Genomic DNA, 16,708 nt, shown 5'->3' on the forward strand with positions numbered 1-16,708 from the left:
GAGATAGGTTCAGCCGGCGCGTTTGCAATTGACTTCTGATAAACCAAGGCGATGACATCGCCGCAAGACCAAATTGTGGCACTGCGATAACGTTGGTTTTCGCCTGTCTCTATTCGTGACGACGCTCCGTCGACTGGCCTCTAGCGGGCGTAAGGAATAGCCGTGTTTGCGGCGGAGTTCACGATCGTGCCATCGTCGACGGCGACCACCACATCGGCAAGCTTTTGAACCTCGGCGCGGTCGTGGCTGACGATCACCACCGTATTGCCGGTTTCGCGGTGCAGGTCCAGAAGCAGCGATGCCATCGAAGCCCTGAGTTCGGGATCAAGCGCCGCAAACGGCTCGTCCATCAGCAAAACGGGCCTCTTTCGCACCAGTACCCGCGCGAAGGCCGCGCGTTGCCGCTCGCCGCCGGACAGCGTTCCCGGTTTGCGCGTCTCGAAGCCGGCAAGCCCGACGCGGTCGAGTGAGTGCGATATTCTCATCCTGTCCTCACGCGAAAGCTTCAGGGACGGATCGACGCCGAGACCGATATTGGTGAGGAGGTCGAGATGGGCGAACAGATTGTTGTCCTGGAACACCAGCGAAATCGGCCGCTGAGACGGGTGCGCGTGGGTCACGTCCTCGCCCGCGATCAGGACGCGGCCGGACTCAGGTATCTCGAAGCCCGCGATGAGGTTCAGCAGTGTCGACTTGCCCGAACCCGAGGGGCCGGTCACGGCAGTAATCGCGCCGCCGGTCATGGCAATATCGAAGCTGAACCGTTTGCTGCCGAGTTGCAGCGCGATCTTTTCCAGGCGGATGCTGTCAGCCATCGTATTCCCTTCGGCGGCTCAGACTTCCGAGGATCGTCAGCGCCAGACATATCACGCCTAAAAGCAGGGCAAGCCCGTCGGCGTCGTTGGTCCGGTAGCTGGATAGTCTGCTGTAGACGAGCCAAGGCAGGGTCGTTAGTTCCGAGGATCCGAACAGTGCCACAGCACCAAGGTCGCCGAGCGAGAGCGCCATGGCAAACGACAGTGCCGTAAGGATTGGACCGATCAGGAAGGGCAGGTCGATCCGCCGCAGTCTCGAAAAACCTGAAACGCCGAGGCTCGCTGTCAGCCGTGCCGTCTGACGCCGATGATCCTCGATTGCCGGTTCCAGCACCCGCATCACGAAGGGCAGCGCCATCAGCATGTTGATGGCAGCGACCAGTGCCGGGGCGAAGCGCGAGACATCCCCGAAAGGTCGAAGCAGCAGGAACCATCCTGTCCCGATCACCACCGGCGGCACCAGCAGCACCAGCGACGACGTCGCGCCGAGCATCGCCGCCAGTCCACGCGCCGGGATGCCGGGATGGCGGAGGTCTCTTATGGCAATGCGCGCATGGATGATCGCCAATGCAACGCTGACGGCCAGCAGCCCGGACAAGAGCGCGATCGACAGGCTTGTATAGGCCGCGTTGAGGAAGGCGGGGCTTGAGGCCAGCCGCCAGAGATCGGCCTTGATGCCAGCAATGACGATCGAGGCGAGCGGCAGGATGAGGAACAGGGTCGCAGCGAGGATGGTTGAGCCGTCCCACAGCCTTGCGCCCCATGTGCGTCCATCGAAGCGGCGGGTGGCGCGGCCGGCAGTTACATGTGTGCCGTCGGGGGCGGGGAGAAACGCGAGAGCGGCGAGGATCAGGCCCGTCACGGCGATCTGTAGCACCGCCAGTCCGATGGCACGCGGCGGATCGAAATCGAAGCGCAGCGACTGGTAGATCGCCACTTCCAGCGTCGTCGCCGCCGGCCCGCCGCCCAGAATCAGGACCAGCGTGAAACTGGTGGCGCAGAGCATGAAGATCAGCCCGGCAATGCCCGGCACGACCCGGATGAGAGCGGGCCCCTCGATGAAACGGAAGATCGACAACGGCTTCATGCCGAGGCTGGTGGAGAGCAGCCAGTATTCCGCAGGCTGCCGCTCGAGCGCCACGAGAAACAGGCGGGCGGCCAGCGGCAGGTTGAAGAAGACATGGGCGAGGAGAATACCGGTCAGGCCGTAAATGCTGATCGGCTGCTCAAGCCCCAATGTCGAGAGGAAACTATTGACCGCGCCCTGGCGCCCCCAGATGCCGATCAGACCCAGCGCACCGATCAGAACCGGCAGACCCATCGGCAACGCCATCAGCCGCACGATCCAGATACGGCCGATGAAATGCGGCCGTCTTGCCAGTGACAGCGCTACGGGAAGCGCCAGACACACAGAGAACAGGGTCGAGAGCACCGCCTGCCACAGCGTGAACTGCAGGATGCGGCCGGTATAGGCCGTGAACAATTGCCCCTGCGTTTCAGGGGCATCCCAGAGCAGCAGGGCCGAGACCGCGATGCCGACGAAAAGCGCGATCGCGACGAGGCTCAGCACCCCTCCGGAAATCCCCCGTCTTCGCTCGGCAGCGGTCAGCAGCATGCCCGGTTCAGCCGATCAGTTCATGCTCATGGCGTTCAGCCATTCGTCGATCCATGCCTGGCGGTTCTTCGCGACTTCGTCGGATCCCATCAGGAGTGTCTTTTCCGGCATGACCAGCTTGCCGAAAGCGTCGGGCAGCGGCTGCGACGTCTTCGTCACCGGCATCATCCAGTTGGTAGTGGGGATCACGTCCTGAAAACCCTGCGACACCATGAATTTGAGGAAGTCACGGGCGAGATCCTTGTCACGGGCGCCCTTCAGCATGCCGGCCACTTCGATCTGCACGTAATGGCCCTCGGAAAACGCGGCCGCCTGGTAACGGTTCTCGTTCTCCTCCACCATGTGATAGGCAGGCGAGGTCGTATAGGACAGCACCATCGGCACTTCGCCTTTGGTAAACAGGCCGTAGGCTTCCGACCAACCGGGCGTGACGGTCAGGATGCGGCCCTTCAGCTTTGCCCAGGCTTCCGGCGCCTTGTCGCCATAGACTGATTTCATCCACAAAAGCAGGCCGAGGCCGGGTGTCGAGGTGCGCGGATCTTCGATCGCGATCTTCTGCGAAGGATCGCCCTCCACCAGTTCCTTCAGGCTCTTCGGCGGGTTCTTGATGGTTTTCGTGTCGTAGACGACGGCGAAATGACCGTAGTCATAGGGCAGGAACGTATCGTCGGCGTAATTGCCGGGAACGCTGATCCCGCCATTGCCGGAGGATGCCTGCAGTCCATGCGGTTCGAATAGGCCGGTCGCCTTCGCCTCCGAAATCAGGTTGGTGTCGAGCCCGAGCGCGATATCGGCCTTGGTCGTCTCACCCTCCAGCTTCAGCCGGGTCAGAAGTGCGACGCCATCGGCGACAGCCACGAATTCGACCTTGCAGGCGCAGGTCTTTTCGAAAGCCGCCTTCACCTTGGGGCCGGGGCCCCAGTCGGCGGTGAAGCTTTCATAGGTGTAGATGGTCAGCACCTTGTCCTCGGCCCTTGCGGCCGGCGACAGGATGATGGTGGCCGCAGCCACGGTGAGCGATAGCAAGAGTTTGCGCATCAACGCCTCCTTCAAAATCAATCTACAAGGGGAATAGGCGCTGAGCGTGAGCCGTCTAATCCCTCCGCCGGTGTTAGCCGGATCAGGTTCCGCGGGTTGGCTGAAAGCCTCTCAGCCGCACTTTACCGCGCAGCACCCCGTTAGAGCGGGACTAGATGTACCGGTGAAGGAATTGTCTGGCAAGTGGTGTCGAACCGCTGCCGTCTTGCGTTCATGGCCAAGGACCGAGGGGCATCGTGCGATAGCAGTCGCGATAGCAAGAAAGCCGCCCGGGGTGCCGGACGGCTTTCTTGCTAGTAGTTCTTTGGCAACAAGGTTCACGCGTTGAGCGCGTAGCCTGACTGGGAGTCGTTGCGGAATATCTTGAGGTCACGCGGCACGATCGCCATGCCGCCGAGACGGTTGGCGATCGCATAGTCGATCGTCTGCTCTACCACATGCGGCATGACGGGCTTGGTCAGAACGCCGAGCGATCCCTCGACGCCGTCTTTCACGTCTTCCGGATTGGCCGTCATGAAGATGACCGTCAGGCCGTATTCGGCAGCGAGTTCGCGTCCGATTTCCGGACCGGTCCGGCCGTCGGAGAGATTGACGTCGACCAGCGCGATATCGGCGTATGCACCGAGCGACAGGGCGTGCTTGCGGGCGCTGGCAAAGCCTGCAACCTTGAGACCCATGCTCTCGACAGTCTCGGCAACATCAAGCGCGATCAGGAATTCGTCCTCGACGATCAGAACGCGCTGTTCCATTGCATCACTCGCCAGCCGACGACGCATCACATTAGTCAGCATTGGACATTCCTAACCGTTTTGTTTCCATCTGGTCGGCATGTCGGCATTCATACCGCACTACGCATTTCGACCACTTGATGGATGCCGAACGTCACCGGGGAATGTTTGTTCCGGCTCGCGACAAATAAAACGGTGGATATTTATTTGTTAAGTATAGGAATTCTTTAACTATCCTTCAATCTGTTCTCGGAGCATCTCGAGCTCCAGCCATTCTTCTTCCATTTTGGCGACACGATCGCGTAGTTTTGCCGTCTCTGCGGCGAGCTTTGAAAACGCCGACGGGTCTTTGGCGAAGAGTTTGGGATCGGCCATCTTCCGTTCGGATGTAGCGATCTCGTCCTGCGCCTTGGCCATGTCCTTGGGGAGGTTTTCCAGCGCGAACTTCTGCTTGAAGGAGAGCTTGCCCTTTGTCTTGGTCGCAGCCGGAGCAGTGCTGTCCGTTTTCGCCTTTTCCGCCTTATCGGCGCGGCGCTTTTCGTCGGCCATGCCTTTGCGCTGCTGCAGCATGTCGGTATAGCCGCCTGCATATTCGATCCAGCGTCCGTCCGGCGCATCCGGGTCTACCGGAGCGATCGTCGAGGTCACGGTGCGGTCGAGAAAGTCGCGGTCATGGCTGACGAGAATGACGGTGCCGGCATAGCCCGCGACGATTTCCTGCAGCAGGTCGAGCGTCTCGATGTCGAGGTCGTTGGTCGGTTCGTCGAGGATCAGAAGGTTCGACGGCTTTGCCAGCATGCGGGCCAGCATCAGGCGCGCGCGCTCGCCACCGGAGAGGTTCTTGATCGGCGTGCGGATCTGTTCCGGCTGGAACAGGAAGTCTTTCATGTAGCCCGCCACATGCCGCTGTTCGCCGTTGACCAGCAGCGTTTCGCCGCGGCCGTCTGTCAAGTAATGGGACAGCGTGTCGGCGGGATCGAGGTCCTCGCGCTTCTGGTCGAGCGTGGCAATCTCGAGATTGGTGCCGAGCTTGATCCAGCCGCCGTCGGGGGCGAGCTGGCCCGTCAGCATCTTCAGCAGCGTCGTCTTGCCAGCACCATTCGGGCCGACCAGGCCGATCCGGTCGCCGCGATGGATGCGGATCGAGAATGGCGCGACGATCGGCTTGTCAAAGGTCTTGGTGATGTTTTCCGCTTCCACCACCAACTTGCCGGACTCGCGACCTTCGGCGACGGAGGCCTGGACGGAGCCCTGCGGTCCCTTGTGGCCACGGTAGTCGGCACGCATGGCCTGCAGTTCGCCGACGCGGCGCATGTTGCGCTTGCGCCTTGCGGTCACGCCGTAGCGCATCCAGTGTTCTTCGCGTTCGATCGCCTTGCCGAGCTTGTGCTGCTCGATCTCTTCCTCTTCGAGAACCTGATCGCGCCAGGCTTCGAAATGGCCGAAACCGCGCGACAGGCGGCGGGACGTACCGCGGTCGAGCCAGACGGTGGCGTTGGAGACCTTTTCGAGAAAGCGACGGTCATGGCTGATGACGACGAGCGCGCTGCGGGTCTTGCGCAGCTCGTCTTCCAGCCATTCGATGGTCGGAAGATCGAGATGGTTGGTCGGCTCGTCCAGCATCAGGATATCCGGTTCCGGTGCCATGACGCGGACAAGTGCTGCACGTCGGGCTTCTCCGCCCGAAAGCCTGACCGGATCTTCCTCTCCTGTCAGGCCGAGATGCTCCAGGAGATAGGTGACGCGATAGGGGTCGTCGCCCGGTCCAAGCCCCGCTTCCGCATAGGCCTGCACGGTTTTGTAACCAGCGAAATCCGGCGCCTGTTCGAGATAGCGGATCGTCGCATTGGGGTGCCGGAAAACCTCGCCCGACTGCGCTTCCACCATGCCGGCGGCGATCTTCATCAGCGTCGATTTGCCCGACCCGTTGCGGCCGACAAGAGAGATGCGGTCGCCGGGCTCCACCTGCAGGGCAGCTCCGTTGAGAAGCGGCGTGCCGCCGAAGGTTAGAACGATATCGTCGAGTTTCAGAATAGGCGGTGCCATGCGGCGTCTATGCTCCGGAAAAATCGTTTGGACGGGCAAGGATCATCGCCCTGCCGTCACGTAAATGGAATTGGACCGGCCCTTCTGCAACGTTGGACACGGTGCGGGAGGAACCGAAGGGCAGCGCGTAATCCTTGAGAGGATAGCGCGCGCCGTGAATGTCGAGGCCTGCGAGGGCTGTGAAACCGATAACGGAAAACAACGCGCCCTTGGGCAGGTCGAGCGTCATCGTGCCGGTGAGAAAGGGCACAGCCTCTTCCTCGCCGGATGTCAGGAAAACGTCATGGCCGCGTTCGGCAAGGCTCATCGCATGCAAAAAATGCTGGAGCGCGTGGTCGGAGCGTTCTCCGCCCAGCGCGCCGATCAGGATCAGCCGCGTCGCGCCGCGTTCGATCGCTTCAGCCGTCGCAATCTCGCCGTCCGTCTCGTTCTTTTCCGGCGGATAGGTCCGGCGCTCGACATCGGGATAGCGCTCGATCAGGTCTGCGTCGGAGGAATCGAAATCGCCCACCCAGAGCTCCGGCATCACACCCAGCGCCTGCGCATGCCGCATGCCGCTGTCGGCCGCGATGAAGCGGCTTGCGGCAACTGCCTTTTGCAGTCGGTCTGTTACGGTGAGGTCACCGCCGAGCAGGATCGTGAAGGTCGAGTTGGCCATTGCCCATGCCCATATCCTAAAGCGGCTGGCAAGGGAAAGGCGCGTGTCGCACTGTTCGTGCGAAAGCGGTCATTTTTGCTCCCATTGACGGCGGGCGTGGCAAGGATTATTTGAAAAGTCGAAATTCCGTGGTGATTTGGCCGGCCGGCTTGCAGCCACGTAAAAAAAGTCGCTAAAGGGCCGCGAGAAGAGTTTCAAAAACTTCCCACGGGCCGGCTGCGATTCTTCGTGCCGGCTTTTTGTTTTTGGGTTGAAGAGATGCCGATCAAGATCCCCGATACGCTGCCTGCCTTCAACACGCTCGTTTCCGAGGGCGTGCGCGTGATGACCGAAACGATGGCGGTCAGGCAGGACATCCGGCCACTGCAGATCGGGCTTCTCAATCTCATGCCCAACAAGATCAAGACCGAGGTGCAGATGGCGCGCCTTGTCGGCGCCTCGCCGCTGCAGGTCGAATTCTCCCTGGTTCGCATCGGCGGCCACAAGGCCAAGAACACGTCGGAAGACCATCTCCTGTCGTTCTACGAAACGTGGGAAGAGGTGAAGCACCGCAAGTTCGATGGTTTCATCATCACCGGCGCGCCGGTGGAAACCCTGCCATACGAGGATGTCACCTACTGGCAGGAGATGAAGGAAATCTTCGACTGGACCACCACCAACGTGCATTCCACCATGAATGTCTGCTGGGGAGCGATGGCCGCCATCTATCATTTCCACGGCGTTCCAAAGCACGGGCTGAAGGAAAAGGCATTCGGGGTCTATCGCCACCGCAACCTGTCGCCGGCCTCCGTCTACCTCAACGGCTTCTCCGACGATTTCCAGGTGCCGGTGTCGCGCTGGACGGAAGTTCGTCGGGAGGATGTTGAAAAGGCCGGCAACGATCTCGAGATCCTGATGGAATCCGACGAGATGGGCCTCTGCCTCGTGCATGAGCGGGCCGGCCGGCGGTTGTTCATGTTCAATCACGTGGAATACGATTCCACCTCGCTCGCCGACGAGTATTTCCGCGATGTCGATGCCGGCATACCGATCAAGATGCCGCACGACTATTTTCCGCACAACGACGATACGCTGGCTCCGCTCAACCGCTGGCGCGGTCATGCGCATCTGCTGTTTGGAAACTGGATTAACGAGATCTACCAGACGACGCCTTACGACGTCGAAAAAATCGGCACCGAGTGATGGAGGCCGGTTTCTGCCCCGTCATCCTTGCTGGATGATAGCCTGACGGATTTTTCCGCTGGCCTCGTTGCAGCTTTGACCGAAATCACGCAGTTTGCCGCAAACATTCGGGAGATGGGTTATGACGGGTCATGAATTCGAGATTTTCGGCACGACGAAGAGCGGCGAGGCGGTGCATCGGATCACGCTGTCGGGCGGCGGGCTGACAGCCCAGGTTCTCACCTGGGGCTCGGTTATTCAGGATCTGCGGCTTGCCGGCCACGAGCCGCCTTTGGTGCTGGGGTTCGACAATTTTGCGGACTATGAGGCCTATTCTCCCTATTTCGGCGCCACGCCGGGTCGCTGTGCCAATCGCATTGGCGATGGCCGCTTCGCGATCGACGGCACCGAGTATGAGCTGGAGCTCAACGAAGACGGCATTACCCATCTGCACGGCGGATCCGACGGTATCGCCCGGCGCATCTGGTCGATCGTCGATCACGCGGAAGACCGAGTCGTGCTGCAGATCACCGACCCGGATGGACGCGCCGGATATCCCGGCAATTGCACCGTCACTGCGACCTACCAGCTGATGGAAGACGGGGTGCTTTCGGTGATCTACGACACGGTGACCGACCAGCCAACGCCCGCCAACGTCTGCCAGCACTCCTATTTCAATCTCGACGGTCGTCCCGACATTTTCGGCCACGACATGATGATCGCCGCGGCTGAGCTGACGGCGGTGGATGAAAGGATGGTGCCGACCAGCGTCCTGATGCCGCTTGCCGGCACCACGTTCGACCTGAGCGAGATGGGTCCGATCCAGCGGACCGGTGCCGATGGCGAGCAGGTGCCGTTCGATCACAACTACTGCCTTTCGGAGGAGAGGACCGCCAAGCGCTCGGTCGCACTTGCCCGCAGCCTGTATTCGGGCGTCTCTCTCGAGGTTCGCACGACGGAGCCTGGGGTCCAGTTCTACGCCGGCGTCAAGCTCGCCGTGCCGGTGCCGGGCATGGACGGCCGCCACTACGCGCCTTACTCCGGCTTCTGCCTGGAAACCCAGGTCTGGCCGGACGCCATCAACCACGAGACCTTCCCCAATGCGGTGCTTCGCCCAGGCGAAACCCTGCGCCAGGAAACCGACTACGTTTTTTCGAAGAGCTGAGGCCGTGAGAGCGGAGGCTGCCACAAGGTGGCCTCTGTCCCGCTACTGGTGGCGGACATACGACCGACAATGCTGAGCCTTGGCCCATCCGCGCCGTCGTCATTACTTTTTGTTTGTTGGGAAAATTTGGAGCGGGCGAAGGGATTCGAACCCTCGACCCCAACCTTGGCAAGGTTGTGCTCTACCACTGAGCTACACCCGCTCATAAACCGTCGACCCGGTGGTAGTCTGGATCGTCGGTGCCGCTCGTTGCCGGCGACGGGCGGTATATGGCCCAGACTTTTTTTAAATGCAACAGGGAAATGACGATCTCGATGAAGAATTTTTCAGGCGCTTTGAAAGTCCCTGCGAAACAAGGGTTTGCGCCCAGGCGTGCATCTTGGCCGGTCGGAACAATCTGTCTATAGTCCGCCATCCTTACCCCGCCGGCCGGGGCCAACACCTCAAGAGCAGCCAAGATCGATCATGCCAAAAACTGCAGAAGACCTGTTCGCCTTTCTCGATAGCCTCGATATTGCCCACAAGACGAAAGCGCATGCACCGGTGTTTACGGTATCGGAATCAGCCAGTCTGCGTGACGAGATCCCGGGCGGGCATACCAAGAACCTGTTCGTCAAAGACAAGAAGGACCAGTTCTTCGTCATCACGGTCGAAGAAAACGCCAGCGTCGATCTAAAGACCGTCCACAAGGTGATCGGTGCGTCCAGTCGCGTCTCGTTCGGCAATCCTGAAAAGATGCTGGAATTTCTCGGCGTCGTGCCGGGCTCCGTCACCGTGTTCGGCGCGCTGAACGACACGGATAACAACGTCACCTTCGTGCTCGACGAAGACCTCATGCGCGAAGAGGTGATCAATGGCCATCCACTCTCAAACGATGCGACGACGTCGATCGGTCGCGACGATCTTATCCGCTTTCTGGAGGCGACGGGCCATACGCCGCTTGTCTTGAAAGTGACGGGCTGACATACGATCTTTGCAATTCAGAGTAAGACATAATGCGCATCGGCCGTGTGCCGATTGGACTTTTTCCGGGAGAACACTTTCATGAGCGGCACGAACAATCCTTATGGTGGCTCCTATGGCGCCGGTAACTACGGCGGCCAAAACGCGACGGTGAACTTCGGTTCGACGCCTGCAGCGGCCCCAGCGCCCGCGGCTTCCTCTGCCCCTGCTGCTGCCGGTAGCTATATCTCGGACACGACAACCGCAGGCTTCGGCAAGGACGTGATCGAGGCATCGCGCAGCCAGCCGGTTCTCGTCGATTTCTGGGCGCCCTGGTGCGGTCCGTGCAAGCAGCTGACGCCCGTCATCGAAAAGGTCGTCAACGAAGCCCAGGGTCGCGTCAGGCTCGTCAAGATGAACATTGACGACCATCCCTCGATCGCGGGACAGCTCGGGATCCAGTCGATCCCGGCCGTGATCGCCTTTGCCGATGGCCGTCCGGTCGACGGGTTCATGGGCGCCATTCCGGAAAGCCAGATCCGCGAATTCATTGAAAAGGTCGCAGGTCCCGAGGGCATGGACCAGGCGGCCGAGATCGAGGCGGTGCTCGGCGATGCCGAAACCCTGCTCGGACAGGACGATATACAGGGCGCTGCCCAGCTCTACGGCGCCGTGCTGCAGGCCGACCCGGAAAACCCCAAGGCTGCGGCCGGCATGATGCAGTGCCTGATCGGCATGGGCGAAACGGCCCGCGCCGGCGAGATGCTCGCCTCCCTGCCCGAAGAGATGGCTGCCGATCCCGCAATACAGGCGGTCGCCAAGAAGCTGGAGCAAATCGAGGAAGCACGCAAACTGGGTGACCCTGTCGCACTCGAGCAGCAGCTTGCCGCCAACCCCGACGATCACGAGGCCCGCGTGAGCCTCGCCAAGATCCTCAACGTCCAGGGCGAACGCGAAAAGGCGGCCGATCACCTGCTGACCATCATGCGCAAGGACCGCACCTTCGACGACGATGGCGCGCGCCGGCAGCTGCTGCAATTCTTCGAGGTCTGGGGGCCGAAAGATCCGGCTACGATTTCCGGGCGCCGCCGCCTTTCGTCGATCCTGTTCTCCTGATTGTGTTGCCGATTGATCGCTAAGCCGGATCGCAGCCTTGCGTTCCGGCGACGATGCCCCACATTAGTTTTATAGGTTTGGCTGAACGGCCAGGTTTGGACAACGGCCAGATTCGGACAGACATTTTTGTCCGGTGAATGTGGTCTGGGAGGTATCGGACCAATGCATGTGGGAAACGCGCGCTATCTGAAGCGGGAGGATCTTCCGGAAACGATCCCGGTCTTTCCGCTGACTGGGGCTTTGCTCCTGCCGGGAGGCCAGCTTCCTCTCAATATCTTCGAGCCGCGTTATCTGTCCCTGTTCGATGCAGCGCTTGCGGGCGACAGGTTGATCGGCATCGTGCAGCCATCATTGATGGAACCGGACGAGCCGCTCGGCGGCGGGCGCTCGGCGCTGTCGTCGATCGGTTGCGCCGGCCGGATCACGTCCTTTGCCGAAACCGGCGATGGCCGCTACATCATTTCGCTCAGCGGGATCTGCCGCTTCAGGCTGCTCGATGAGATCGGTGGCGGCCATCCGTTCCGCAAATTCAGACACGCGCCTTTCCTGTCCGATCTGACCGACGAGGATGACGAAAAAGCCGTCAACCGGCCGGAATTGCTCCGCGTCTTCAAAGCCTATCTCGACGCCAACAAGCTGGAGGCGGACTGGGAAAGCATCGAGCGGGCCGGAAACCGGACGCTGGTGAATTCGCTGTCGATGATGTCGCCCTTTGGCCCTGCCGAGAAGCAGGCGCTTCTGGAGGCACCGGATCTGAAGAGCCGGGCTGATACGTTGATCGCAATCACCGAGATCCTGCTTGCGCAGGGATCCGGGACAGCGAACGTGCTGCAGTAGGGCAAAGGCCGGTCATGGACGAAAAACTCAGCAAGGTGGACCCGAAACTGCTCGATCTTCTCGTCTGCCCGATGACCAAGGGCAGGCTGTCACTCGATCGCGAAAACAACGAGCTCGTGTCGCAAGGCGCGCGCCTTGCCTATCCGATCCGCGACGGGATCCCGATCATGCTCATGTCGGAAGCCCGCAAGCTCGAGGACTAGCCTTCAGATCGAGCTGTGAGCAACCTTCAGATCGATCGGCCGCTCAGCAGTTTCGGGTTGTCCTTCACCGTCGTTCCGGCGGCCTGGCCGATGAAGAAATCCTTGATCTTCGGAAGCCGCTCCACGACGCCCAAGCCGAAATCGCGGGCGATACGGATTGGCGTGACGTCGTTGGAAAACAGCCGGTTCAGCACATCCGTCGTCACGCCCATCCGGAACGTATCGAAACGCCGCCACGACTGGTAGCGCTCGAGCACATTGAGCGAGCCGATGTCGAGGCCGAGGCGATCCGCCTCGACGATCGTCTCGGCAAGCGCTGCGACATCCTTGAAGCCGAGGTTGAGACCCTGGCCGGAGATCGGATGAATGCCGTGGGCGGCATCGCCGGCAAGCGCGAAGCGCGGTGCGACAAAGGCACGCGACAGGGTGAGGCTGAGCGGATAGGCCTTGCGACCGCCGACCAGCCGGATCTCGCCCAGCTTGTGGCCGAAGCGCCGCTGCAGCTCTTCCTCGAAGATCAAGTCGTCCGATGCCATCAGGCGCTCGGCGGCATCGGTGCGCTCCGTCCAGACCAGCGACGAGCGATTGTTGGTGAGCGGCAGGATGGCGAACGGGCCGGACGGCAGGAAATGCTCTTCCGCCACGCCTTCGTGGTCGCGTTCATGGGCAACCGTCGCGACGATGCCGGACTGGTCGTATGTCCAGTTGACAGTGCGGATACCGGCCATGTCGCGCAGCTTCGAGCGCACGCCGTCGCAGGCAACGAGAAGGCGGGTTTCCTCGGTCGAGCCATCGGAAAATTTCACGGTCGTATGCGTTGCGGTCGTCTCGAAGCCGGTGGCGGAAAGGCTGTGACGGATCGATACGCCGAGCCGTTCGGCGGCGCCGCGCAGGGCCCGCACCATCGCGACGTTCGGTACCATGTGGGCGAAGGGCTTGCCTGCCTGGATCGTGCCGTCGAAGGTGAGAAAGACCGGGCGGACCGGATCGGATGTCCGGCTGTCGGTGACGATCATCCGGTTGATCGGCTGGGCGTGCGGCAATATTTCGTCCCAGGTGCCGAGGATGTCGAGCATCTGGCTGGCGGCCGCGATGATCGCGGAGGCTCGCTCGTCCTTTTCCCAGACACCGGCCGGTGCGGCCTCGACGACCTGGACCTCCAGATGCGGCGCCGCCTGCTTGACCGCGACCGCCGCCGCAAGGCCCACATAACCACCACCCACAACCAGCATGTCCAGCATTGAAAAACTCCCGAGCACGTCAAAGACTTCGTGGCGTTTCCATTTGAGCTCGAAACGCTTAGCCTTAGATATAGATCATCAAGTGCCCGCTTCCTACCGCCGGAGTCCGTCTTAATGTCGAGTTCTTCTACCCCGATCGATCCCATCAGCGCACTGCTGACCGTACTCGACCTCGAAAAGCTGGAGGAGAACCTGTTTCGCGGCAGGACCGGCCCCGACACGGGATGGCAGAGAGTGTTCGGGGGACAGGTGATCGGCCAGGCGCTGGTTGCGGCACAGCGGACGGTGGCCAGCGATCGCTTCGTGCACTCGCTGCATGCCTATTTCCTGCGGCCTGGAGATCCGCTGGTGCCGATCATATACCAAGTGGAGCGTATCAGGGACGGGTCGAGCTTCACCACGAGACGGATTGTCGCCATCCAGCATGGTCATGCCATCTTTTCGATGTCCGCTTCGTTCCAGATCGACGAAGGCGGTTACGACCATCAGATGTCGATGCCGCCCGTCGCCATGCCGGAAGAGCTGATGCCGGAAAGCGAATTCAAGCAGATGTTCCTGAAGCACGGCTCGGATGCCGTCCGACGCTACTGGTCGCGCGAGCGTCCGATCGAGATGCGGCCGACGTCGCTTGCGCATTATCTGTCCAAGGAGAAGCTGGAGCCGCGCCAGGATATCTGGGTGAGGACCACCGGCCCGGTGCCGGACGACCGGACGATCCAGGCGGCGTTGCTTGCCTATCTCTCCGACATGACGCTTCTCGATGCATCTCTCTATCCGCACGGCACCTCGATCTTCGATCCAACCATCCAGGCCGCGAGTATCGACCATGCGATGTGGTTCCACCGTCCGATCCGTTTCGACGACTGGCTGCTCTATTCGCAGGACAGTCCCAGCGCATCCGGCGCGCGCGGCATGACCCGCGGCGCAATCTACAGTCGATCCGGCGAGCTCGTCGCATCCGTCGCGCAAGAAGGTTTGATTCGTAAAAGAGCAAATGAATAATATTTGGGCATTTTGAGAAAACTGCACAAGTTTTCGCCGCAATTTGGCCGGCGCGTTGCCCGTTATTTGGCGACGTTCTGAAAGGGTCATTCTTATCAATAACTTAATCTGGCTTCTCAAACTGGCATGACCCTTGAATGTGTCATGTCAGTCGCTGCTCTTGATCAGGCAGTGATCCAGGAGAATCGGCCCCGAGCCGAGCAACAAAGGATGGGAAGCCAGATGAAAATTGTAATGGCCATTATCAAGCCATTCAAGCTGGATGAGGTGCGCGAAGCCCTCACCGCTGTCGGTATCCAGGGCCTTACCGTGACCGAAGTAAAGGGCTACGGACGCCAGAAGGGACACACGGAAATCTACCGTGGGACGGAATATGCGGTCAGCTTCCTGCCGAAGCTGAAAATCGAGATCGCGGTTCCGACCGACCTCGTCGAAAAAGCCGTTGAAGCAATCGCCTCTTCCGCCAAGACCGGCCAGATCGGCGACGGCAAGATCTTTGTCTATTCGATCGAGCAGGCCGTGCGCATTCGCACCGGCGAAACCAATACTGAAGCGCTGTAAGAACGGCTGACAGGGGAGTCTTCAAGCTATGCAATTCACTAAATTTTCCACTCTCGGGCGCCTCGGTGCCGCGGCTGCGGCCTTCGCCGCGCCCGCCGTCGCCTTTGCGCAGGACGCTGCCGCACCGGCAGTCGCTGCCGCGGCTGCGGCCCCGGTTGCCGACAAGGGCGACACCGCGTTCATGTTCATCTGCACGCTTCTCGTGCTGTTCATGCTGATGCCGGGCATCGCCCTGTTTTACGGCGGCCTCGTCCGCACCAAGAACATGCTGTCGGTCCTGATGCAGTGCACCGTTGCCGGCGCCGCCATCATGATCATCTGGGTCACCTACGGCTATTCCTTCGCCTTCGGTGGCAGCACCTCCGCCTTCTGGGGTGGTACGGCGAAAATGTTCCTGTCGGGTGTCAACATGGACTCGACGGCTGCAACCTTCTCCGACGGCGTGGTCATTCCGGAATTCATCTTCGTGATGTTCCAGATGACCTTTGCGGCTCTGACGCCTGCACTGATCATTGGCGCCTTCGCCGAGCGCATCAAGTTCTCGGCTTCGATCCTGTTCTGCATCCTGTGGGTTACCTTCGTCTACTTCCCGATCGCCCACATGGTCTGGGACGCAAACGGCCTGATCTTCGGCTGGGGCGCGCTTGACTTTGCCGGCGGCACCGTCGTTCACATCAATGCAGGTCTTGCAGGTCTGATCGGTGCGATCATGGTCGGCAAGCGTACCGGCTACGGCAAGGACATGATGGCCCCGCATTCGATGACGCTGACGCTGGTCGGCGCTGCAATGCTCTGGGTCGGCTGGTTCGGCTTCAACGCAGGCTCCAACCTCGAAGCTTCGGGCGGCGCAATGCTCGCAACGGTCAACACCTTTGTTGCAACCGCTGCAGCCGTTCTCTCGTGGTGCGTTGTCGAAACCTTCACCCGCGGCAAGGCTTCGCTGCTCGGTGCTGTCTCGGGCATGATCGCCGGTCTCGTCGCCATCACGCCGGCTGCCGGCATTGCCGGTCCGATGGGCGCCATCGTCATGGGCCTGATCGTCTCGCCTCTGTGCTACTTCTTCGTTGCCGTCATCAAGAACAAGTTCGGCTATGACGACACGGCAGACGTGTTCGGCGTCCACGGCATCGGCGGCCTGTTCGGCGCTCTTGCCACGGGCATCTTCGCATCCGCCTCGCTCGGCGGTATCGGCTATGCCGAAGGCGTCACGATGGGCGGTCAGTTCATGACCCAGGTCTATGCCGTTCTCGTCACCATCGCGTGGTGCGGTATCGGCTCGCTGGTCATCTACAAGATCGTCGATCTCGTCGTCGGCCTGCGCGTCACCGTGGAAGCAGAACGCGAAGGTCTCGATCTCGCCTCGCACGGCGAAGCTGCCTACCACTCGTAAGAGGCTGCAACTGCCTCTCGAAGGCAGCGTCAATCTCTGATGGCCATCACTCAAGCCCGGGCCTTTGGTCCGGGCTTTTGCGTTTTGCCAAGCGAATTCCAGCCGATCAATCTTGGTTAAAGTCGCGTTAACCATCGCGGGGGTATTCTGCCTGGAATTGCGTGACCGGCCGAAACCTGCCGGTTCATGA

Annotated in this window: 17 protein-coding genes, 1 tRNA gene and 2 riboswitches; of the genes, 9 read left to right on the forward strand and 9 right to left on the reverse strand. The window is 60.9% G+C overall.

Annotated elements, in window-relative coordinates; all coding sequences use genetic code 11:
- Positions 1-140: 140 nt before the first annotated feature.
- From ACQY1L_RS16160 to ACQY1L_RS16185, 6 genes are all read right to left on the reverse strand, one after another.
- Complete coding sequence (locus ACQY1L_RS16160) at positions 141-815, reverse strand: ATP-binding cassette domain-containing protein (RefSeq protein WP_174197182.1); 675 nt, start codon at positions 813-815, stop codon at positions 141-143.
- Positions 808-2,430, reverse strand: a complete 1,623-nt coding sequence (gene thiP / locus ACQY1L_RS16165; protein ID WP_430241767.1) for a thiamine/thiamine pyrophosphate ABC transporter permease ThiP — start codon at positions 2,428-2,430, stop codon at positions 808-810. The genes ACQY1L_RS16160 and thiP overlap by 8 nt, the downstream gene beginning before the upstream one ends.
- A 15-nt stretch (positions 2,431-2,445) precedes the next feature.
- A complete protein-coding gene (gene thiB / locus ACQY1L_RS16170) occupies positions 2,446-3,483 on the reverse strand; it encodes a thiamine ABC transporter substrate binding subunit (protein ID WP_430241769.1) in 1,038 nt (345 codons plus the stop codon).
- 27 nt (positions 3,484-3,510) lie between these two features.
- Positions 3,511-3,618, reverse strand: a riboswitch (TPP riboswitch).
- Positions 3,619-3,785: 167 nt separating this feature from the next.
- A complete protein-coding gene (locus ACQY1L_RS16175) occupies positions 3,786-4,259 on the reverse strand; it encodes a response regulator (protein ID WP_062462225.1) in 474 nt (157 codons plus the stop codon).
- A gap of 168 nt (positions 4,260-4,427) precedes the next feature.
- Entirely contained in the window at positions 4,428-6,242 is a 1,815-nt protein-coding gene (locus ACQY1L_RS16180) for an ABC-F family ATP-binding cassette domain-containing protein (protein ID WP_430241771.1), read from the reverse strand.
- Between the two features lie 7 nt (positions 6,243-6,249).
- The gene (locus ACQY1L_RS16185) at positions 6,250-6,900 is read right to left on the reverse strand and encodes a thiamine diphosphokinase (RefSeq protein ID WP_430241774.1); all 651 of its coding nucleotides are present in this window, start codon (positions 6,898-6,900) and stop codon (positions 6,250-6,252) included.
- A 118-nt stretch (positions 6,901-7,018) separates the two neighbouring features.
- A riboswitch (SAM riboswitch) is annotated at positions 7,019-7,096 on the forward strand.
- A gap of 62 nt (positions 7,097-7,158) precedes the next feature.
- Between ACQY1L_RS16185 and metA the strand changes: the two genes are divergently transcribed.
- Positions 7,159-8,082: a homoserine O-acetyltransferase MetA gene (gene metA / locus ACQY1L_RS16190; protein ID WP_062581576.1), complete on the forward strand. Its 924-nt coding sequence runs from the start codon at positions 7,159-7,161 to the stop codon at positions 8,080-8,082.
- A gap of 121 nt (positions 8,083-8,203) precedes the next feature.
- On the forward strand, positions 8,204-9,226 hold the full coding sequence (locus tag ACQY1L_RS16195) for an aldose epimerase family protein (RefSeq protein WP_430241776.1): 1,023 nt from the start codon (positions 8,204-8,206) through the stop codon (positions 9,224-9,226).
- Positions 9,227-9,353: 127 nt separating this feature from the next.
- Here ACQY1L_RS16195 and ACQY1L_RS16200 read toward each other — a convergent pair.
- Together ACQY1L_RS16200 and ACQY1L_RS16205 are read right to left on the reverse strand one after the other, a co-directional pair.
- Positions 9,354-9,428: transfer RNA gene (locus ACQY1L_RS16200), tRNA-Gly, on the reverse strand.
- Positions 9,429-9,641: a hypothetical protein gene (locus tag ACQY1L_RS16205; RefSeq protein WP_162734794.1), complete on the reverse strand. Its 213-nt coding sequence runs from the start codon at positions 9,639-9,641 to the stop codon at positions 9,429-9,431.
- A 50-nt stretch (positions 9,642-9,691) separates the two neighbouring features.
- Here ACQY1L_RS16205 and ACQY1L_RS16210 point away from each other — a divergent pair, with 50 nt between their 5' ends.
- From ACQY1L_RS16210 to ACQY1L_RS16225, 4 genes are all read left to right on the forward strand, one after another.
- A complete protein-coding gene (locus ACQY1L_RS16210) occupies positions 9,692-10,189 on the forward strand; it encodes a prolyl-tRNA synthetase associated domain-containing protein (RefSeq protein ID WP_062462247.1) in 498 nt (165 codons plus the stop codon).
- Positions 10,190-10,270: 81 nt separating this feature from the next.
- On the forward strand, positions 10,271-11,284 hold the full coding sequence (gene trxA, locus ACQY1L_RS16215; RefSeq protein ID WP_062462250.1) for a thioredoxin: 1,014 nt from the start codon (positions 10,271-10,273) through the stop codon (positions 11,282-11,284).
- A 162-nt stretch (positions 11,285-11,446) separates the two neighbouring features.
- On the forward strand, positions 11,447-12,121 hold the full coding sequence (locus ACQY1L_RS16220) for an LON peptidase substrate-binding domain-containing protein (RefSeq protein ID WP_062462253.1): 675 nt from the start codon (positions 11,447-11,449) through the stop codon (positions 12,119-12,121).
- A 14-nt stretch (positions 12,122-12,135) separates the two neighbouring features.
- Positions 12,136-12,324 carry a Trm112 family protein gene (locus tag ACQY1L_RS16225; RefSeq protein WP_062462256.1) on the forward strand — a complete coding sequence of 63 codons (189 nt, stop codon included), beginning with the start codon at positions 12,136-12,138 and terminating at the stop codon, positions 12,322-12,324.
- A gap of 26 nt (positions 12,325-12,350) precedes the next feature.
- Here the strand turns inward: ACQY1L_RS16225 and ACQY1L_RS16230 are convergent, their stop codons facing one another.
- On the reverse strand, positions 12,351-13,565 hold the full coding sequence (locus tag ACQY1L_RS16230; RefSeq protein WP_430241780.1) for a ubiquinone biosynthesis hydroxylase: 1,215 nt from the start codon (positions 13,563-13,565) through the stop codon (positions 12,351-12,353).
- A gap of 114 nt (positions 13,566-13,679) precedes the next feature.
- Here ACQY1L_RS16230 and tesB point away from each other — a divergent pair, with 114 nt between their 5' ends.
- The 3 genes from tesB (at position 13,680) to ACQY1L_RS16245 (ending at position 16,518) form a co-directional block, all read left to right on the forward strand.
- Positions 13,680-14,567 (forward strand): acyl-CoA thioesterase II, encoded by an 888-nt coding sequence (gene tesB, locus ACQY1L_RS16235; protein WP_430241782.1) that lies wholly within the window; start codon positions 13,680-13,682, stop codon positions 14,565-14,567.
- Positions 14,568-14,777: 210 nt separating this feature from the next.
- Positions 14,778-15,128 (forward strand): P-II family nitrogen regulator, encoded by a 351-nt coding sequence (locus tag ACQY1L_RS16240; RefSeq protein ID WP_062462263.1) that lies wholly within the window; start codon positions 14,778-14,780, stop codon positions 15,126-15,128.
- Between the two features lie 28 nt (positions 15,129-15,156).
- Positions 15,157-16,518 carry an ammonium transporter gene (locus tag ACQY1L_RS16245; RefSeq protein WP_062462266.1) on the forward strand — a complete coding sequence of 454 codons (1,362 nt, stop codon included), beginning with the start codon at positions 15,157-15,159 and terminating at the stop codon, positions 16,516-16,518.
- Positions 16,519-16,708: the final 190 nt, after the last annotated feature.

This window comes from Neorhizobium sp. DAR64862/K0K3 (assembly GCF_050500185.1).
Lineage (GTDB): Bacteria > Pseudomonadota > Alphaproteobacteria > Rhizobiales > Rhizobiaceae > Neorhizobium > Neorhizobium soli.